General features: G+C 67.3%; 18 protein-coding genes and 2 tRNA genes. 3 read left to right on the top strand and 17 right to left on the bottom strand.

Annotation, left to right across the window (positions count from 1 at the left end; all coding sequences use genetic code 11):
• Window positions 1-9: 9 nt before the first annotated feature.
• From FFS62_RS09390 to FFS62_RS09375, 4 genes are read right to left on the bottom strand one after another with little or no spacing between them, the layout of a single operon-like run.
• Complete coding sequence (locus FFS62_RS09390) at window positions 10-273, bottom strand: YeaC family protein (protein ID WP_021699693.1); 264 nt, start codon at window positions 271-273, stop codon at window positions 10-12.
• Between the two features lie 42 nt (window positions 274-315).
• Window positions 316-1,176: a rhomboid family intramembrane serine protease gene (locus FFS62_RS09385; protein ID WP_137972563.1), complete on the bottom strand. Its 861-nt coding sequence runs from the start codon at window positions 1,174-1,176 to the stop codon at window positions 316-318.
• Window positions 1,173-2,147, bottom strand: coding sequence for a metallophosphoesterase (locus FFS62_RS09380; protein WP_137972562.1), 975 nt, complete (start codon window positions 2,145-2,147; stop codon window positions 1,173-1,175). Before FFS62_RS09380 ends, FFS62_RS09385 begins: the two co-directional genes overlap by 4 nt.
• Window position 2,148: 1 nt before the next feature.
• Window positions 2,149-3,036, bottom strand: coding sequence for an NAD(+) kinase (locus FFS62_RS09375; RefSeq protein ID WP_137972561.1), 888 nt, complete (start codon window positions 3,034-3,036; stop codon window positions 2,149-2,151).
• An 82-nt stretch (window positions 3,037-3,118) separates the two neighbouring features.
• Between FFS62_RS09375 and FFS62_RS09370 the strand changes: the two genes are divergently transcribed.
• Window positions 3,119-4,048 carry a DUF1853 family protein gene (locus FFS62_RS09370; RefSeq protein ID WP_137972560.1) on the top strand — a complete coding sequence of 310 codons (930 nt, stop codon included), beginning with the start codon at window positions 3,119-3,121 and terminating at the stop codon, window positions 4,046-4,048.
• A gap of 3 nt (window positions 4,049-4,051) precedes the next feature.
• Here FFS62_RS09370 and FFS62_RS09365 read toward each other — a convergent pair whose 3' ends face one another.
• From FFS62_RS09365 to FFS62_RS09345, 5 genes are all read right to left on the bottom strand, one after another.
• Window positions 4,052-5,161, bottom strand: a complete 1,110-nt coding sequence (locus tag FFS62_RS09365) for a cyclic nucleotide-binding domain-containing protein (RefSeq protein WP_137972559.1) — start codon at window positions 5,159-5,161, stop codon at window positions 4,052-4,054.
• 16 nt (window positions 5,162-5,177) lie between these two features.
• Window positions 5,178-6,131 (bottom strand): 1-aminocyclopropane-1-carboxylate deaminase/D-cysteine desulfhydrase, encoded by a 954-nt coding sequence (locus FFS62_RS09360; RefSeq protein ID WP_137972558.1) that lies wholly within the window; start codon window positions 6,129-6,131, stop codon window positions 5,178-5,180.
• A gap of 56 nt (window positions 6,132-6,187) precedes the next feature.
• Complete coding sequence (locus FFS62_RS09355) at window positions 6,188-7,552, bottom strand: chromosome partitioning protein ParA (RefSeq protein WP_137972557.1); 1,365 nt, start codon at window positions 7,550-7,552, stop codon at window positions 6,188-6,190.
• Between the two features lie 205 nt (window positions 7,553-7,757).
• A complete protein-coding gene (locus FFS62_RS09350) occupies window positions 7,758-8,189 on the bottom strand; it encodes a nuclear transport factor 2 family protein (RefSeq protein ID WP_137972556.1) in 432 nt (143 codons plus the stop codon).
• A 62-nt stretch (window positions 8,190-8,251) separates the two neighbouring features.
• Window positions 8,252-10,285: an FAD-dependent oxidoreductase gene (locus tag FFS62_RS09345; RefSeq protein WP_371920113.1), complete on the bottom strand. Its 2,034-nt coding sequence runs from the start codon at window positions 10,283-10,285 to the stop codon at window positions 8,252-8,254.
• A gap of 201 nt (window positions 10,286-10,486) precedes the next feature.
• Here FFS62_RS09345 and FFS62_RS09340 point away from each other — a divergent pair, with 201 nt between their 5' ends.
• Together FFS62_RS09340 and FFS62_RS09335 are read left to right on the top strand one after the other, a co-directional pair.
• Complete coding sequence (locus FFS62_RS09340; RefSeq protein ID WP_137972555.1) at window positions 10,487-11,602, top strand: carbon-nitrogen hydrolase family protein; 1,116 nt, start codon at window positions 10,487-10,489, stop codon at window positions 11,600-11,602.
• A 1-nt stretch (window position 11,603) separates the two neighbouring features.
• The gene (locus tag FFS62_RS09335; protein ID WP_137972554.1) at window positions 11,604-12,644 is read left to right on the top strand and encodes an AraC family transcriptional regulator; all 1,041 of its coding nucleotides are present in this window, start codon (window positions 11,604-11,606) and stop codon (window positions 12,642-12,644) included.
• A 231-nt stretch (window positions 12,645-12,875) separates the two neighbouring features.
• Here FFS62_RS09335 and FFS62_RS09330 read toward each other — a convergent pair.
• The 8 genes from FFS62_RS09330 to gspH form a co-directional block, all read right to left on the bottom strand.
• Window positions 12,876-12,952 (bottom strand) — tRNA-Asp (locus FFS62_RS09330).
• 21 nt (window positions 12,953-12,973) lie between these two features.
• Window positions 12,974-13,049 (bottom strand) — tRNA-Val (locus tag FFS62_RS09325).
• Window positions 13,050-13,195: 146 nt separating this feature from the next.
• Window positions 13,196-13,708 (bottom strand): type II secretion system protein M, encoded by a 513-nt coding sequence (locus FFS62_RS09320; RefSeq protein ID WP_137972553.1) that lies wholly within the window; start codon window positions 13,706-13,708, stop codon window positions 13,196-13,198.
• Window positions 13,705-14,850, bottom strand: coding sequence for a type II secretion system protein GspL (gspL, locus tag FFS62_RS09315; RefSeq protein ID WP_137972552.1), 1,146 nt, complete (start codon window positions 14,848-14,850; stop codon window positions 13,705-13,707). The genes FFS62_RS09320 and gspL overlap by 4 nt, the downstream gene beginning before the upstream one ends.
• A complete protein-coding gene (gspK, locus tag FFS62_RS09310) occupies window positions 14,847-15,800 on the bottom strand; it encodes a type II secretion system minor pseudopilin GspK (protein WP_137972551.1) in 954 nt (317 codons plus the stop codon). Before gspK ends, gspL begins: the two co-directional genes overlap by 4 nt.
• A complete protein-coding gene (gene gspJ, locus FFS62_RS09305) occupies window positions 15,797-16,510 on the bottom strand; it encodes a type II secretion system minor pseudopilin GspJ (protein ID WP_137972550.1) in 714 nt (237 codons plus the stop codon). Before gspJ ends, gspK begins: the two co-directional genes overlap by 4 nt.
• Window positions 16,507-16,896 (bottom strand): type II secretion system minor pseudopilin GspI, encoded by a 390-nt coding sequence (gene gspI / locus FFS62_RS09300; RefSeq protein WP_137972549.1) that lies wholly within the window; start codon window positions 16,894-16,896, stop codon window positions 16,507-16,509. Before gspI ends, gspJ begins: the two co-directional genes overlap by 4 nt.
• A complete protein-coding gene (gene gspH / locus FFS62_RS09295) occupies window positions 16,893-17,429 on the bottom strand; it encodes a type II secretion system minor pseudopilin GspH (protein WP_137972548.1) in 537 nt (178 codons plus the stop codon). Before gspH ends, gspI begins: the two co-directional genes overlap by 4 nt.
• Window positions 17,430-17,435: the final 6 nt, after the last annotated feature.

Here is a 17,435-nt window from a genome sequence, read left to right as displayed (position 1 = left end):
CCTGGGTCATCAGTGCAGGGTGTCGTTGGATTTGAACAGCAGGTTGGGGATCGGCTCGGCGTGGGACTGGCACTCCTGCGGGCCCATGTAGCCGGTGCGCTCTTCCTCGGGCAGGTTCTGCACTTCCCAGGCGATCATGGCCTGCAGCGACAGCTCCTTCTGCTCCTGGGTCAGCTTGCGGCCGTCCGGCCACTTGCCGATTTCCACCGCCAGCTTGAGGCTCTGGTAGATCTCGGGGGTGATGTTCTCGATCATTTCGGCAAAGGACGACATCCGGGGAACTCCGACAGCGGGAAGCTAAACAGGGGGCCAAGTTTACCGGCGCGCACGCGCCAGTGCACCGCCGATCAGGCCGGCGGCACATCCGGCGGCCAGCCCGCCGACGTGGGCGGCGTTGGCGATGGAGCCGAAGCCCAGGGTGTCGATCACCCCGGACAGGCAGACCAGCAGCCAGATCAGCATCATCGCCAGCACGCCGCGCGGCAGCGCGTAGGCCGGGGTCGGTGCCAGCAGCTGGAAGATCCAGCAATAGCCGAGCAGACCGTAGAGCACACCGGACAGGCCGCCGAACAATGAAGGGCCGCCAAACCAGAACTGGGCGAAGTTGGACAGCAGGCCGAACAGCAGGCTCAGGCCCAGGAGCGCCCAGCCGCTCTGGCGTGCCTCGATGCGCCGCCCCAGTTCCCAGTACCACATGCCGTTCATTGTCAGGTGCAGCACGCCGAAGTGAATGAACATGGGCGACACCAGTCGCCACCACTGCCCTGCCTCCAGGCTGGCCAACCACGGCTGGAAATAGATGTACTCACCCTGAATATGGAAATCCTGGAAGCTCAGCCAGCGCAGGGTGGTGAAATTTTCACCCAGCAGGGTGATGGCTGCGACCACCAGTGTCGCCAGCAGCACCAGCGCCGTCATCCAGCTGGCGCGCAGCTGTGCCACGAAGCCCGGGCGAGCCGGCTGCGCAGGCGTCGGCAGTTCCGCCTCATCGGCACCCTGCGGGTAACGCAGGTACAGCGCACGCACCTGCTCGGCCAATGAGCCGGCCGGCACCCAGAGCACCTGGCTGTCACGCTCCTCGCTGACCCGGTGCGGCACCTGCAGGCGGCGCAACAGGCCGACAAAACCGCTGAGGTCTTCCTGCAAGGGGCAACGCAGCGCCTCTACCCGACTCATTGCGGTGCCTCCGGCCGCTCGACCTCGACCCAGACGAACTTGTTCGGGTCGATCTGCAGCTCGTCATCCAACCGATAGGCCACCAGCTTGCCGTACATCACCGCGCTGTAGTCCAGGCAGGCCAGGTTGGGCCGCAGCGGCGCCGGGCGACCGCGACGCCAGTAGTGGCCGACGAACAGCATCGGCTCGTCCAGGCCGTACTGCAGCAGGCGGCCCTTGTCGGTCTGAGTCAGCGGCAGGCTGGCCACGTTGTCGGGCAAGGCGTCGGGCTGGAACACCACGTCGCCGTAGGTCTGCGGGTCGTCTTCCCAGAACTTGGTGCGGAAGTAGGCGCGGGTGAAGCCTTCCTCGCTGGTCAGGGTCAGGCCCTGGGGCAGGCGCAGGTCGGTGCCACGCAGCAGGCGCTCGAACACCCGGTTGGCGAAGCTGCCCGGCACCGCCGAGGCCACCACGAAGTCGCGGTCGATGCGGCCGTCCGGGTAATCGGCCTTGAGCGCGCCGATCAGGCTGTCATCCCAGCAGGCATGCACCAGGCGGAAGCGCCCGGCGTCGATGAACAGCGGCATCTGCTGGAACCAGTCGAGGAAGTCGCGCCAGTCCTGCGGATGTTCGGCGAACTGGCGGAAGGTCTGCTGCAGCAGCCGCTCGTGGCGCGGCGTGTGTTCGCGCACATGGCGCCGCTCGCTGTCCGGCGGCGCCTCGGTGTACCAGCCGAGTGCGTTGTATTCGTGATTGCCCATGATGCACAGGGCCTGGCCGGCCTCGACCATGGCATGCACCAGGTGCAGCGCCTCGCGGATGCGCGGGCCGCGGTCGATCAGGTCCCCCAGGAACAGCGCCATGCGCCGAGGGTGACGCCAGACGCCGCCCTGCTGGCGGTAGCCCATCTGCTCGAGCAAGCGCGCCAGGCTGCGCCCGCAGCCGTGCACGTCGCCGATCAGATCGTAGCCGCGCCCGCTGTCGAGGAGCATCTCAGTCGTGGCTCCACTGGCGGCCGCCCCAGCCGAGCTTGGTGCGGCAGGCCTCGTAGTAGTTGTGGTCGAGCGGATGGATCAGGCGCAGCTTGTGCGGCTTCTTGGCCACCGTGATGGTGTCGCCGGGCGCGCAGGTGAAGTGGTTCTGGCCGTCGCAGGACACCAGCGGGTAGATCGGCAGATCGTCCGCCACCACGATCTTCAGCTCGCTGTTGCCGTCCACCACGATCGGTCGGCTGGACAGGGTGTGCGGGTACATCGGCACGATGACGATGGCGTCCAGCTTGGGATGCATGATCGGCCCGCCGGCGGACAGCGAGTAGGCGGTGGAGCCGGTCGGCGTGGCGATGATCAGTCCGTCGGCCTTCTGGCTGCAGACGAAGTGGCCGTCGACGAACAGTTCGAACTCGATCATCTTGGTCGACTTGCCCGGGTGCAGCACCACGTCGTTGAGCGCATCGCCCTGGCCGATGGCCTCGCCGTGGCGGCGCACCTCGGCCTCAAGCAGGAAGCGGCTCTCCTCGAGGAAGCGCCCTTCCAGCACTTCGGCGACCTTCACCTCCAGCTCGTCCGGTTTGATGTCGGTGAGAAAGCCCAGGCTGCCGCGGTTGATGCCGAGTACCGGAATCTTGTGCCGGGCCAGGGCGCGGGCGGCGCCGAGCATGCTGCCATCACCGCCGACCACCACTACCAGGTCGCAGATCTCGCCGAGGTTCTTGCGCGAGCAGGTCTGCAGGCCGTGGCCGGGCAGCACCTCGGCGATGGTGTCTTCGAGGATCACGTGCAGGTGACGCTCGAGCAGGAACTTCTTCAGGCGGCGAATGGTGTCGAGCACCTGGGCGCTGCCCAGGCGGCCGATGATGCCGATATTGCGAAATTGCTCCATGGGGCGCTCTGCAACGGGGGAGTTGCCGGATTATGGGCGAAAGCCGCTGATCGCAGCAAACCGCCTCGGCTATGCTCGGCCGATGAATCTGCCGCTGGATGACCTATTGGCGCAGCTGCGCCAGCCCCAGGTGCGTGACCTGGCCTGGGCCCTGCTCTCTCCCGCCCTGCTCGATGGCAGCGAGCTACCCCTGCGCCATCCACTGGCCGCCAGTCGCTGGCTCGCCGAACCACAGCGCCTGGTCGACTGGCTGCTGCACCAAGAAGCGCACAGCGCGGCACTGCGCGAGCACCTGGCCAACGGCTCCAGCCGCCTCGGCCGCTATTACGAACGACTGTGGCAGTTCGCCCTGCAGGCAGCCCCGGACGTGCGGCTGCTGGCCGCCAATCTGCCGATACGCCAGGCCGGCCACACGCTGGGCGAACTGGACCTGCTGCTGCAGGACGACGAAGGCGTGCACCACCTGGAGCTGGCGATCAAGCTGTATCTGGGGCCGGATCAGCAGCCCGGTATGGATGCCGCCAACTGGCTCGGGCCGTCCAGCGAGGATCGCCTGGGACTCAAGCTGAACCATCTGGCCCGCCATCAGTTGCCGCTGGCGTCCAGCCCGGCGGCCCGGGCAACGCTGGCGCAGCTGACAACGCAGCCGCCCCGCTCCGCCGCCTGGCTGAGTGGCTACCTTTTCTATCCCTGGCCCGGCGACTGCCACCCGCCCTCGGGCTGCAACCCCGAGCACCTGCGCGGGCGCTGGTTGCGCCGCGGCGACTGGGCGCGGCTTGCCACGGCGGGGCAGCACTGGCAGCCCCTGGCTAGGCAGGCCTGGCTGGCGCCGGCGCGCGTGCCATCGTCAGCACTCTGGTCGCTCGCACAACTGGCGGTATGGATGGAGGGATTGCCTGAGCAGGCACCGGCACAGCTGCTGGTGCGTCTGGAGCGGGATGGCGATGAATGGCGCGAGGGCGAACGGCTGTTTCTGGTCAACGACCAGTGGCCGCACTGCGCCCCGCGCTAGGTATCAGTGGCTGCGTTCGGTGCGCCCGCCGGAGCGGGCCAGGTAGCCCGGGCCGTTCTCGCACAGCAGCGCGCCACGCTGTACCGCCGGCAGCGCATCCAGGCCGTCGCGCAGGGCGTAGGCTGAGAAGCCCATCTGCGACAGCAGGAACACGGCGCTGGCGCTGCGTTTGCCGCTGTCGCAGTAGCACAGGTAGGTCTTGCCTTTGTCCAGCAGGCGCACCTTCAGACGCAGCAGGTGCAGCGGCATGTTCAGCGACTGCTGCGCATGACCGCGTTCGTACTCCTCCTGCAGGCGCACGTCCAGCCACTGGGCGCCGCTCGACAACAGGCGCGCGGCCTCGCCGAACGACACTTCGTCGACCACCGGCGCCTTGAGCAGAGCGAAGAAGTCATGGCGATCCAGACGCAGCACCATGCCGGGCTCGATCATGGTCACGGTGGCGTTGCGTGGCTGATCGGAGAGCAGCGCCTCCTCGCCGAAGCAGGCGCCGACATCCAACTCGGCCAGCACCTGGCGGCCACCCTCACCCGCGCGGAACACCTCGGCGCGACCACTCTTGAGGAAGTAGCAGCAGTCGCCGCCCTCGCCCTCCACCAGCACCCGGCTGCCGGTCGGCAGATCGATCGGGCGCAGGCGCTCGAGCATGGCGCGCACGTTGGCCGGCGGCACCTTGGTGAACAACGGGTTTTCCAGCAGGCGTTCCAACCACTCGACGTCGTCGCCGTTGCTGCCCAGGTCCAGCAACAGGTCCTGGTAGGCCAGACGCCAGGTCAGCAGGCGGCTGAGATTGGCGCTGTCCAGGGCCAGTACGCTGACGTCGCTCAGCGCGCGCGCCTCGTGCTGGCGCGGCAGGGTCGGCGAGAGCGGATGGCAGCTGGCCTCGCTGCCAGCCTGCAGGCGCTCCTCGCGGCCGTCGGCATCGCGCAACAGCAGCTCGCCGGACAGCAGGTAATAGGTGGTGCGGGCCTGGTCGCCCTGGCGGAACAGCAGCTGGCCGGCCAATAGCGGCTGTGGCACCAGCTGGGGACGCAACTCGCGCCATTGCTGCTCGGAGAGCACGTTGAGCGGGGTAAAGCTGCGCAGCTGTTCGGGATTCAGCGGCTCGGTCATCGACACCTGTCCTTCATTATTCTTGGCGTACTGCTGCCAGTTCTTCCAGGCGTTGGGCCATGGCCCGGCGCCCCTGCAAGCCTCCGGTATGGAGCAACAGCAGGCGCGTACCCGGAGCAAAGTAACCGGCCTCCACCTCGCCGCGCAATGCCAGCATGGCCTTGCCCGTGTAGAGCGGCTCCAGCGGCAGTCCGCCGGCTCGCTCACAATCATCGATGCACTGCGCCAATGGCCCATCGATCCTGCCGAAACCGCCACGACTGGCGTCCAGCAGACGGTAGCCCGCATCGACCCGCCCCGCCTCATGCAGGATGGCCTGCAGCTGGCTCTCCACGCCATGACCGGACGGCACCGCCATGGCCACGTGCACCTGGCGTTCGCCGCCTTCGGCCAGCACCAGCCCGGCCGCCGTGGTACCGGTGCCGGCGGCCAGCCACCAGCCGTGGTAGTCGTCCCAGCCCAGCTCGGCCAACTGCGCCCTGGCCAACTCGACTATAGCTGCGCAGGCCCGGGCCGCCAGAAGACCGCCACCGCCTTCGCTCACCGGCAGCAGCCGTGGATAGCGCTCGCGCCAGGGCTGCCAGAAGTCCGCACGATGCCGGTCGCGATAGCCGGCGTAGCCGAGCCAGTGCAGACACATGCCGCACTCCTGCAGATCGCGGGTCGTGGGCGTGGCCTGGGGCTCGCCGCGCAGCAGGCCGACGGTTTCGAAACCGAAGCGCCGGCCGGCCGCGGCCAGGGCATGCAGGTGATTGGAATGAGCGCCGCCCAGGCTGATCAGACCGTCGGCGCCCGCAACCGCGGCAGCCTCGAGATGCGGCTTGAGCTTGAACCATTTGTTACCGGAGATCAGCGGATCGAGCAGGTCCAGGCGCAGCACGGCCACCTCGACGGCGGCGCGCGCGAGCCAGTCGAGCCGCAGGGGCTGCAGGGGCGCGGATGGGTTCCAGGGCGGCAGGACAATAGGCATGCGGGAGCTGATCGGCTGGGCGCCAGGAGTCAGGCGCCGGGCTCCATGGTAACCGCTCAGCTCACGGTGCGCAGGCGCGCTCCGGCCTTGTGTCGCGCGCAGCAGTTGGATTCGCCGACCACGAAGCGGCTGGGCGTCTCCACCCGGTCGATAGGCATGGAGCAGCGATCGCCGGACGGCAGGCTGGCCTCGCATGTCGGCTGCTGGTAGTGGGCCAGCCACTGGCGGTACTGCTCCTCGGAGACGAAGCACTTGGCCGCCGCATAGCTCAGGGGGTTGTTCTGGTAACGCGCGATATCCTGCAGCGGGATGGTCAGGTGGCCGGCACCCGGGTGATAGACGACAAACACCACACCGAGCTTGGCCAGGCGTTCGAGGATCTGTTCGCCACCCTGGCTGGCCAGGTCGTCGCGCTCGCGCTTGAGACGCTCCAGTTCGTTCTGCAGCTGGGTCTCCTGCTCGGCGCGGTAGGCCAGCTCGACGTCGCGAATGGCCACCTGTTCCTTGAACTCCGCCACCGCGGCGGCGACCCGGGCCTGCAGCTCGGCATCGAACTGGGCACGCAGGATATCGGCCTCGGTACGGCCGTGGCGCTCCAGATCGCGCAGCTGGCGGGACAGCTCCTCGCGGGTCTGCTGCATGCCATCGGCCTGGGCGCCCAGCTGCTCCTTGAGGCTGGCATTCAGCTCTTCCTGCTGACGCAGGGCCTGGTGCAGGTTGTGGATCTCGGTCTGCAGCGAGCGCTGGCGCTCATCGGCGGCCAGCTTGAAGCGGGCCTGCTCTTCCTCGTACTGCTTGCCCAGGGTGCTGATGCGCAGACGCTGCTGCTTGATCAGCTGGGCGGTCTTCAGGCGGTGCTCCTGTTCCTTGCGCTCGGCCTGCTTGTCGGCCTCTTCGCGGGCGGGGTCGGGCGCCTGCCACTTATCTTCGGCGGCCACCTGCAGGCGCTCCGGCAGCATCACGGCGGTCTCTTCTTCGGCCAGCAGGCCAAGGGCGTTGCGCTTGACCACATCGCGGATCACCGCCAGGTCGTTCTTGCCGGGCGCCAGGCTGGGGTCCCACAGGTGCATCTGGTGCCAGGACACCGGGCACTGGCTGCGGCAGGCCAGGCGGATCGGGCCGGCGCCGAGGTCCGGGCCACGCCCGGCATTGTCGGCCAGATGGCGCAGCGGCAGGTTCCAGCCCTTGTCGGCCGCGCCGCTCTCATCGAAGTCCAGGTAGAAGAACACCGCGGCACGCACCATCAGGCGCGGGTTGATCAGCACATAGGCCATGCGCATCTGCTGATCGGCGAACTCGGGCATGTTCACCACGTTGTCGAGCAGGGCCTCGAATTCGGGGAAGAGCATTTGCTTGCAGACGCCCTGTTCATTGAAGAACAGCACCGCTTCGACCATCTGCGCTTTGTTCTGCATGCTCATGGATTTTCCTCAAGGCCACCGGGATCACGATCGGCGCGCTACGGTTGTTCCGCGCGTGCACATAACCTGCGAAGCAGGCGCCATCCATTGTTTCAGGCAAGTCTAGGGGAAAACGGAACGCGGGCAATGTGACTGGGTTGGCAGCGCCCTGCCGCCGCGCGGCAGCAGACCGGCGGCAGGGTGAAACTGTGACGGGCTGGGCGAATCAGGCCTTGGCAGCCGCCAGGAAAGGCGCCAGACGGCGACCCATTTCCTCGCCGAGGGCCTGCAAACCGCTCATCGGGCGGACCATCACCTCGAACTCGACGATCTTGCCACTCTCGTCGAAGCGGATCATGTCGATGCCCTTGAGCTCGCGCTCACCGACGCGGGCCGAGAACTCCAGCACCACATTCAGGCCATCGGCACTGACCAGCTCGCGGTGATAGGCGAAGTCCTGGAACACCTGCAGCACGGTGTTGAGGATCATGTTGACCGTCGGCGCGCCCGGATAAGGTGTGTGCGCCATCGGCGAGCGGAATACCGCCTGGGCATGCAGCAGCTCGGGCAGCTGGCGCAGATCCTTGGCGGCGATAAATTGGTGCCAGCGCTGCAGGCTGGCGGCGGCCGCCGGTTGCAATTGCAGATCGGTGGACATGGGTTTCTCCTTGTTGTTATGAGCCACATAGCAAACGCCCCGCACTGGGCGGGGCGTTTCCGTTACAGCTCGGCGGCGAGGCGCGAGCCCTGGTTGATCGCCCGCTTGGCGTCCAGCTCGGCGGCCACGTCGGCGCCACCGATGAGGTGCACACTCTGGCCGGCGGCGACCAGGCCGTCCTGCAGCTCACGCAGCGGGTCCTGGCCGGCACATACGATCACGGTATCGACCGGCAGCACCTGCGGCTCGCCTTCGCCAATACGGATGTGCAGGCCAGCGTCGTCGACCTTGAGGTACTCGACCGAGTTGAGCATCTGCACGTTCTTGTTCTTCAGGCCGGTGCGGTGGATCCAGCCGGTGGTCTTGCCCAGACCGTCGCCGACCTTGGACTTCTTGCGCTGCAGCAGGAACACCTCGCGGGCGGCCGGATGCACCTCAGCCTTGATCCCGGCGATGCCGCCACGGGCGTCCAGCGCGGTGTCGATGCCCCACTCCTTCCAGAACGCATCGCGGTTCAGGCTGGTGGTCTCGCCGGCGTGGGTGATGAACTCGGAGACGTCGAAGCCGATGCCGCCGGCGCCGATCACCGCGACCTTCTGGCCGACCGGCTTGCGCTGCAGGATCGCGTCCAGGTAGCTGATCACCTTGGCGTTGTCGATGCCTTCGATGGCCGGAGTGCGCGGGGCGATACCGGTGGCCAGGATGATCTCGTCGAAGCCGCCCTTGGCCAGGTCGTCGACGTTGACGCGGGTGTTCAGGCGCAGGTCGACGCCGGTGGTTTCCAGCTTCTTCTTAAAGTAGCGCAGGGTCTCGTAGAACTCTTCCTTGCCCGGCACGCGCTTGGCCACATTGAACTGGCCGCCGATCTCGCCGGCCGCGTCGAACAGGGTCACGCTATGGCCGCGTTCCGCTGCAACAGTCGCGGCGGCCAGACCGGCCGGGCCGGCGCCGACCACGGCGATCTTCTTCACGGTGGCGGTCGGGATGTAGTTCAGCTCGGTCTCGTGGCAGGCACGCGGGTTGACCAGGCAGCTGGTCAGCTTGCCGCCGAAGGTGTGGTCCAGGCAGGCCTGGTTGCAGCCGATGCAGGTGTTGATCTCGTCGGCACGGCCTTCAGCGGCCTTGTTGACGAAGTCCGGGTCGGCGAGGAACGGACGGGCCATGGACACCATGTCGGCATCGCCCTCGGCCAGTACCTGCTCGGCCACTTCCGGAGTGTTGATGCGGTTGGTGGTGCACAGCGGGATGCTGACTTCGCCCTTGAGCTTGGCGGTGACCTTGGTGAAGGCCGCACGCGGCACCTTGGTGGCGATGGTCGGGATACGCGCTTCGTGCCAGCCGATACCGGTGTTGATGATGGTGGCGCCGGCCTTCTCGATGGCCTTGGCCAGCAGGACGATCTCGTCCCAGGTGCTGCCGCCCTCGACCAGGTCGAGCATGGACAGGCGATAGATGATGATGAAGTTCGGGCCTACGGCCTCACGCACGCGGCGCACGATCTCCACCGGCAGGCGCATGCGGTTCTCGTAGCTACCGCCCCAACGGTCGGTGCGGTGGTTGGTGTGGGCGGCGAGGAACTGGTTGATGAAGTAACCCTCGGAACCCATGATCTCGACGCCGTCGTACTCGGCCTGCTGGGCCAGCAGCGAGCAGGTGACGAAGTCCTGGATCTGCTTCTCGATGCCTTCCTCGTCCAGCTCGCGCGGCTTGAACGGGTTGATCGGCGCCTGGATGGCGCTCGGCGCCACCGACTTCGGGCTGTAGGCATAGCGGCCGGCATGCAGGATCTGCATGGCGATCTTGCCGCCCGCCTCATGCACGGCGCGGGTCACGATCTTGTGCTTCTCGGCTTCCTCGACGGTGGTCAGCTTGGCCGCGCCGGAGTAGACGCCGCCCTCCTCGTTCGGACCGATGCCGCCGGTGACCATCAGGCCGACGCCGCCACGGGCACGCTCGGCGAAATAGGCCGCCATGCGCTCGAAGCCACCCGGCTTCTCTTCCAGACCGGTGTGCATGGAGCCCATCAGGGTACGGTTCTTCAGGGTGGTGAAACCCAGGTCCAGAGGGGCTAGCAGGTTCGGGTAGGCGTTGCTCATGGTCATCTCCACAGCGTCGGGCTTATCACGGTCTGCCACGCACTGATCCGCACGTGGTCGTTGTTGCGGCAGACGATAAAGAGCGGCCGCTGACCGCTCAATGATCGAAAAGCACAAGTTATTGATCATAACTAACAGCCCGACTAGGCAAAGGCGACGCCTTGCCCTAGGCTGGCGGCTTACTTGCCACCAGGCCACATCATGCTCAAGTTGCTCCACCGCACCTTCTGGCTGCTGCTCGTCACCCTGCTGATCGCCTACGCCGCCTGGATCCAGTGGCGGCCCGCCAGCCATTTCCTCAGCGACCTGCGCAGCTCGCTGGCCTTCAGCCTGGGCAGCGACCAGGGCCGCGGCAACCTGCTGGGTATCCAGCCCGAGCTGTACCGCGCCGACTACCGCAGTCCCCTGCATTTGCACCGCAAGCTGGCCGCCTACCTGGACCAAGCCCAGGCCGAAGGCCTGCTGAATCCGAAGACGGTGGTGGTGCTGCCCGAACATATCGGCACCTGGCTGGTAGCCGTCGGCGAGAAGCGCGAGGTGTTCGCCGCCCGCGACCTGGCCGAGGCGCGCGTCTGGCTGGGACTGAGCCATCCGCTGGAGCTGATCCGCGCGCTGCTGGCCAACCAGGGCACGGCGCGCTTCAGCGACGCCCTGCTGCGGATGAAGGCCGAGCAGATGGCCGCCGACTACCAGAACCTGTTCGGCGGCCTGGCCGAGACCTATGGGGTGACCATAGTCGCCGGCTCCATCGTGCTGCCGGAACCACGCGTCGAGGAAGGCATGCTGCAGGTCGGCGACGGCCCGCTGTACAACGTCAGCCTGGTGTTCGGCAGCGACGGCATGCCGCTCGGCCAGCCCCAGCGCAAGGTGCTGCCGCATCGCGACGAGGACAGCTTCACCGCCGCCGCCTCGGACCAGGCACTGCATGTGGTCGCTACTCCGGCCGGGCGCCTGGGCGTGCTGATCGGCACCGACAGCTGGCGGGCGGAGAGCTATGCACCGCTGGTCGCGCAACAGGTGGAATTGCTGGCAGTGCCGGCCTTCCTGCATGGCAACGACCACTGGAACGGCATCTGGTCCGGCACCCCCGACGACCTGCGCAGCCGCGCCAGGGAGCTCAGCGAGGGCGAGGCCTGGTTGCGCCACTCGCTGCCGGCGCAGCTGCAGGAGACTCCCGCCCGAGCCGGAATAGCCGTGTTCATGCGCGGTCAGTTGTGGGGCCTGGGCAGCGACGGGCGCAGCATGGCGGTGCAGCGCGACAACCGGCAGGTGGCCGACGAAGCGCCCGGCGCCCGCCTGCTCAACCTGTGGCTGTGAGATGAAACCGAGCCGCGTGCGCCTCGGCGACCTGTCCGTCGCCTTCGTCCACGGCCTGGTGGCCGCCCTGGCCGAGAAAGGCCTGGCCGCCGACGACCTGCTGCGCCAGTTCCGCCTGGACGCCGCCCGCCTGGCCCTGCCGCGCGAGCGTCTGTCGATCCCGCGCTACATGCGCCTGGGCCACAGCGCCATCGGCCTGAGTGGCGATCGCGCCCTGGGCCTGGAGATGGGACGCCACAGCCATATCAGCCAGGCCGGCCTGGCGGGTGTCACGGCCGGACAGGCACCTACGCTGCGCGAGGCGGCACGCACGCTGATCCGCTTCGAGCCGCTCTACGCCCACAACTACCGCGGCCAGTCGAGCTTCACCGAAGACGCCGGCGGCGCCTGGCTGAGCTTCTACTCGATCAGTCCGTACAACGACTTCAATCGGTTCGTGGTGGACTCGGTGCTGTCCAGCTGGCGCCACCAGCTCGGCGCCCTGCTCGGCGAGACGCTTACGGTGGAGCGGGTGGAGATCGAGTTCCCCGCGCCAGACTATGCCGAGCGCTACGAAACCTGCTTCGGCTGCCCGGTGGAATTCGGCGCCGCCCATAACCGTCTACGCCTGGCCAACGCCAGCCTGGATCAGCCCCTCGCTCAGCACTGCCCCAGCACCTGGCAGCAGCTGCTGGAACTGGCCGAACGGGAGCTGGAACAGCTGACCCGCACCCGCAGCCTGCGCGAGCGCATCACCCACCTGCTGGGGCCGATGCTGCATGGCCGCGAGCCGGAGCTGGACGAAGTGGCGAGGAAACTGCAATTACCCAGCTGGACGCTGAGGCGCAAGCTGGCCGAGGAAGGCACGCAGTTCCGTACCCTGCTCAATGAGACGCGGCGGGATCTGGCGATGGCCTATATCCGCGATACCGAACTGGCCTTCGGCGAGATCGCCTACCTGCTCGGCTTCGCCTCGGCAGAGGCCTTCCAGCGCGCCTTCAAGCGCTGGAGCGGGCAGACTCCCGGGGAGTTCCGCCGCAGCCAGCGCCTGCAGGCAGGTTAAAGCTCGGTGGCGTCTTCGGCCGGTTCGGCCGGGTCCTGCTCGATGGCGCGGGACTCGAGAAGCTCTTCGACATAGTCATCCATAGGTTCTTCCTCCTGTCGTTAGGTCTTGATTGAAACAAAGACCATGCCAACAGACTGAAGATTCCCGATGACAAAACGGTGACGGCGAAAATTTTCCACCAGATGCGAAAAGCCCCCAGTTCTTGCGAACTGAGGGCTTCTCTATATATGGCGCAGCGGACGGGACTCGAACCCGCGACCCCCGGCGTGACAGGCCGGTATTCTAACCGACTGAACTACCGCTGCGCGTCGGTCTCGCAAGAGATATGGTGGGTGATGACGGGATCGAACCGCCGACCCTCTGCTTGTAAGGCAGATGCTCTCCCGGCTGAGCTAATCACCCGAGTAGCCTTGCGAGGTGGCGCAATTTACGCAGAGGCCTTGGCTAAGTCAACACCCTGCTTGAAATTTTTCTCCGGGATCGATTTTCGCGACTGTCTTGCTCATGCCCGATTCGGGTGCCAAGGGCACCCGTCTGGTGCAACGGCATCAACCCGCGCGCAGCAGCAGGCGGGTGGTCACCAGCCCCTTCTCGGCCCGTTCCAGCCCCGCCTCGTCGACTCGCACGCCCTGCTCCTCCAGGCTCACCAGCCAGCGCAACAGGCGCGCGAACTCGGTGGGTTGCAGGCTGACCTGCAGGCCACCGTCGCCCTGGTTGTCCAGGCGCTCGACATTCAGCCCCTGGCTGGCGGCGCTGCCGGTCACCAGGCCCTGCAAGGCGGTAGCGTCGATGCTGACCTGCGGGCGTCCCTGCAGCGAGCGCACCTGCGGCGCATGCTCCTGCAGGTAGGCATGCAGCGCCCGCTGCTGCTGGAGGAAGCTGCGCGCCTGCTCCAGGTTCTGGCTGACCGGCCGCCACACCAGCAGATAGAGCAGCACCAGCGCCAGGAAGCCGCCGAGCAGCACCAGTGCCAGACGGTCACGCGCCGGCATCCCCTGCCAGCGGGCGGTCAGCGGATGATGGGCAATCCGCGCCTGCAGTTGCGAAGCCAAGCCACTCATCCATTACCTCCAATCACCAGGCGTGCGCTGACGCCACTGTCTTCACGGCTCGCCGAGCCCATGTCCACCGCCAGGCCGGCCTCCTGCAGGCGCGTACGCAGGCTCTCCAGCGAGGCAAAGTCGTTGGCCTGCAGGTTGAGCGCCAGGTCGCCGCGCTGGGCATTGAAGTCCAGCTGCTGCACCTGCACCTTCGCGCCCTCCTGATTGATCGCCGCGGCAGCCTGGTCGAGCAGGCTGAGCAGCTGGCTCTGCCCTCCTCCTTCGGCCTCGGCGAGATGCTGGTCGAATTGCGCGCGCAGGTTGATCAGCTTGTTGTCGTCGGGAAATAGCTCGCGGTACAACTCCTGACTGGCCTGGGCATAGCGCTCGCCCTCGCGCTGCAGGTACCAGCCCTGGGCCAGATTGAAACCCCATTGCAGTACCAGGCACAGGCCGACCAGCGCAGCCAGTGGCCTCCAGCGCTGCCACTGACCGGACGGCTCGCGCCGGGCAAACGGGCCCTGAGCCAGATTGCACTGCGCGCGCTGCTGGGCCAGCCAGGACAACGGCTGGGCCACTTCGTGAGTCTCATCGACGTCCACGGGCGCCGCTTGGCCGCTCGCCACATAGGCAACCCGCGGCGATGGGCAGAGACCTGCCAGTTGCGACCAGTCCTCGCTGCGCAGGGCCAGGCGCGCCTCACCGGTGCCACCGAGCAGCCAGCGCTCACCCAGGCACAGCAGTTGGCTGCCCTCCTCGACCAGCAGATCTGCATCCACCTCGATACGCTGCGGCGGGTTGTCGCCACACAGCGCCAGCCAGCCGGACAGCCAGGCACGGCGCACCGCATAGACCCGATGACGGCCGTCGGCCAGCTGGCCGCCGACGCTCAGGTGGAACTGCTCCACGTCTTCGGCCAGCAGCTCCTCCACGGCGAACGGCAAGGCCTTCTGCAACCAGCGCGCCTTGGTGGTGGGCAGCTGTACGGCGCAGACGGTCACCGCCTCCACCGGCAGCACCAGGCGCCAGACCTGATCCTCACGCGGCAGCGCTTCGGCGAAGGGGCGCTGGCTGCAGATATCGCCATCGACCCGCCAGACCGGCAGATCGGCCGCCGTTTCGGCACAGGCCTGTGGCGAAAGAAAAACGCTGAGCAGACTCATTCCTCGGACTCCTCGACGGGCATGGGCGCCAAGCCCTCCTGCCCCAGATCGCGCGCCATGACCCGCACGCGCCCATCATTACCACGTTGCAGATAGCTGGCCAGCACCTGGCGCCGGTCACCCAGCAGCACTTCGGTGGTGACACGAAAATATTGGCTACCGGTGAGCAACCCCTGCGGGCTCACCGCATAGGCGGTCAGCTGCTGGGTGAACGCAGCGGTATCGCGGTAACCGGTACGCCCGCGCCCTTCGATAACGGTCTTCAGCGCCGACTCGGGGATGTTGTCCCCCAGGCAGGCCAGCACCTGGGCACTGGCGGTATTGATATTCAGCCCGATGTCTCTCGGCAGCGCACTGACGAAGGGCGCCAGACGCCGGTAGTCGGTCTCGCTCATGCCCAGCAGCAGGCGCAGTTCGGAGATATCGGCGATGCGCCCTACTCCGGTCCGGTAGGGCGGCTTCAGCAGCAGGTACTGATCGTCCTCGGCGCCGGACATGCCGCCGGGGTCCTGATCGCCATCGACCCAGTCGAGCAGGCGATCGGCATAGGCAGGGCTCAGCTGCAATGTCTGCAGAAGGCGGCGCAGCCGCAACAGCGCCTGTTTTCCGGCCTCGCCATCGGCGGCCAGGCTGTTGAGGTTGAAGCGCCCGGACAGGTCCTCGATGCGCAGGCGCAGCTCGCCGCCTTCGTCCAGCGGGAAACTCAGCTTGGGGTTGGCCCAGGGCTCGGCCAGGTGATCCACCTGGTCGGTGCTCACATCGCGCCGCAACATGGCCTTGGCCAGCAGCTCGCCGCCCTCGGCGTAGTACTGCGCCTGGCGCACCAGCAACTGGTTGCCGGTGCTGCGGATCGCCAGCTGCTGGCGCAGCAGCAGTGCGGCGCAAATGATGGTCACCAGCGCCACCACCAGCAGCACGGTGATCAGCGCGACTCCGCGCTGGCGCCTCATCCTTGCGGCTCCTGAGGCAGCTCCGGGCTGGGCTCTTCCGGCAACAGCTCGCCGCCGTCCTCTCCCCCATCCTCACCATTGGGCGGCGTGACCTGCTCCTGCGGCGGCATCTCCGGCATGCGCCAGAGGCGCCGCAGTTCACCGTAGTAACGGTGCTCGATGGTCAGCTCGACGGCCTTGGGCAGCTGGCGCAGCGCCTCGTCGGCGCGACTGTTGGCCGCCGGCCAGCTCTGCAGCCAGCGCCCCTCTTCATCGAGAAAGCGCAGCTCGAAGCGCTTGACCCCGTCCAGCGCCTGCTGCACCCGCGGCTGGCTGTCCTGAGCCTGGTCCAGTACCGACCAATAGGCACGCTGCCAGCGCTCGCCTTCCAGCTGCCAGCGCACCCGCTGCAAGGTGGCACGCGGCTGACCGAGCGGATTGCGCCAGCCGCTGCGAGTGAACTCCAGTTGCGTATCGCGCCCGCTGTCGCCACGCATGGACGGCAGCGGGTCGCCCAGCGGATCACGTACCGGGCGCGCATTCACCTGCAGCAGATCGCGCTCGAAGGCGGCCATGGCCTTGGTCAGTTCGCGCAGACGCTGCTCCTGCTCGCGCTGGCCGCGGTCGGTCTGCATCACGCTGTCGAGCATGCGGTAGGTGGCCATGGCCAGCAGGGCGAAGATGGCGATGGCGATCAGCACCTCCAGCAGGGTGAAGCCACGCTGCCTCATGGCTCGACCCCGACGAAGCCGCTGAGGGTGACTAGCGCGTTGTCCTCGATCTTGCCGCGCAGGCCGCGCTCGGGGCGCAGCGCCACCCGCACGGTGACGCGCAGCATCTCCGGCTCGCTGGTGGCCTGCACTTCGCTCTGCCACATCCAGCGGCGCCCGGCGTAGGTCTCCTCGCCCTGCTCGCGCCCCTCGCCGGGAGGACTGTCCGCCAGCTGGATGTCCTGCAGACGGTTGTCCGCCAGCCAGGTGGCGAAGGTCTTGTCCTCCAGCCGGGCAGCGGTCTTCAGCGAGCGGGCGCTGGCGCTGAGCACACTGGCGGCGACCACGGCAAAGATCGCCAGGGCCACCAGCACCTCGAGCAGGGTAAAGCCACGGCCACGCTTCATCCGGAGCGACCCTTGGCATTTTCCGGCTTCAGCTCCGGCTCGGCGAAGCCGTCGCTGCTCAGCAGCAGCACCGGTGCGCCACGTTCGCGACCACCGGCCAGACGCAGGGTGAAAGGCGTCAGCTCGCCACTGGAGAGGATCAGCAGCTGCGGCGGCTTGGGTGCGGACTTGTCCTTGTCACCCTTGGCCGTCGGCAGGCCGATATTCTGGTCTTCCACCTCGATGCTCAGCTGGACCCACTCCGGCAACTCGTGAACCCTGTTATCCAGAGGCTCCCAGCGCGACTTCAGCGGCTCGTAGCGCAGCACCTGGTAGCTGTGCGTCTCGAAACGCACGCCGTACTCGCGGTTATCCAGCACCGCCTCGTCGAGCAACACCCGCAGCAGGCTGTTGAGCCGCTCGGCCTCATCATTGAGCTTGCGTGCGGGGCTGCTGGCCAGACCGCTGCCGATCACGGCGAGGCTGGTCAGCACGCCGAGCAGCACCAGCACCACCAGTAGCTCGATCAGCGTAAACCCGCGCACTCGCCGCATCGGAAA

It is taken from the genome of Pseudomonas sp. F(2018), assembly GCF_005508865.1.
Lineage (GTDB): Bacteria > Pseudomonadota > Gammaproteobacteria > Pseudomonadales > Pseudomonadaceae > Aquipseudomonas.
Note: the sequence above shows the minus strand (reverse complement) of the source record. Positions and strands in the feature narration are given on the sequence as shown.

What these genes read in the sequence shown, in the direction of transcription:
- FFS62_RS09390 (WP_021699693.1), bottom strand. Translation starts at nt 273, where the DNA reads ATGTCGTCCTTTGCCGAAATGATCGAGAACATCACCCCCGAGATCTAC.
- FFS62_RS09385 (WP_137972563.1), bottom strand. Translation starts at nt 1,176, where the DNA reads ATGAGTCGGGTAGAGGCGCTGCGTTGCCCCTTGCAGGAAGACCTCAGC.
- FFS62_RS09380 (WP_137972562.1), bottom strand. Translation starts at nt 2,147, where the DNA reads ATGCTCCTCGACAGCGGGCGCGGCTACGATCTGATCGGCGACGTGCAC.
- FFS62_RS09375 (WP_137972561.1), bottom strand. Translation starts at nt 3,036, where the DNA reads ATGGAGCAATTTCGCAATATCGGCATCATCGGCCGCCTGGGCAGCGCC.
- FFS62_RS09370 (WP_137972560.1), top strand. Translation starts at nt 3,119, where the DNA reads ATGAATCTGCCGCTGGATGACCTATTGGCGCAGCTGCGCCAGCCCCAG.
- FFS62_RS09365 (WP_137972559.1), bottom strand. Translation starts at nt 5,161, where the DNA reads ATGACCGAGCCGCTGAATCCCGAACAGCTGCGCAGCTTTACCCCGCTC.
- FFS62_RS09360 (WP_137972558.1), bottom strand. Translation starts at nt 6,131, where the DNA reads ATGCCTATTGTCCTGCCGCCCTGGAACCCATCCGCGCCCCTGCAGCCC.
- FFS62_RS09355 (WP_137972557.1), bottom strand. Translation starts at nt 7,552, where the DNA reads ATGAGCATGCAGAACAAAGCGCAGATGGTCGAAGCGGTGCTGTTCTTC.
- FFS62_RS09350 (WP_137972556.1), bottom strand. Translation starts at nt 8,189, where the DNA reads ATGTCCACCGATCTGCAATTGCAACCGGCGGCCGCCGCCAGCCTGCAG.
- FFS62_RS09345 (WP_371920113.1), bottom strand. Translation starts at nt 10,285, where the DNA reads ATGAGCAACGCCTACCCGAACCTGCTAGCCCCTCTGGACCTGGGTTTC.
- FFS62_RS09340 (WP_137972555.1), top strand. Translation starts at nt 10,487, where the DNA reads ATGCTCAAGTTGCTCCACCGCACCTTCTGGCTGCTGCTCGTCACCCTG.
- FFS62_RS09335 (WP_137972554.1), top strand. Translation starts at nt 11,604, where the DNA reads ATGAAACCGAGCCGCGTGCGCCTCGGCGACCTGTCCGTCGCCTTCGTC.
- FFS62_RS09320 (WP_137972553.1), bottom strand. Translation starts at nt 13,708, where the DNA reads ATGAGTGGCTTGGCTTCGCAACTGCAGGCGCGGATTGCCCATCATCCG.
- gspL (WP_137972552.1), bottom strand. Translation starts at nt 14,850, where the DNA reads ATGAGTCTGCTCAGCGTTTTTCTTTCGCCACAGGCCTGTGCCGAAACG.
- gspK (WP_137972551.1), bottom strand. Translation starts at nt 15,800, where the DNA reads ATGAGGCGCCAGCGCGGAGTCGCGCTGATCACCGTGCTGCTGGTGGTG.
- gspJ (WP_137972550.1), bottom strand. Translation starts at nt 16,510, where the DNA reads ATGAGGCAGCGTGGCTTCACCCTGCTGGAGGTGCTGATCGCCATCGCC.
- gspI (WP_137972549.1), bottom strand. Translation starts at nt 16,896, where the DNA reads ATGAAGCGTGGCCGTGGCTTTACCCTGCTCGAGGTGCTGGTGGCCCTG.
- gspH (WP_137972548.1), bottom strand. Translation starts at nt 17,429, where the DNA reads ATGCGGCGAGTGCGCGGGTTTACGCTGATCGAGCTACTGGTGGTGCTG.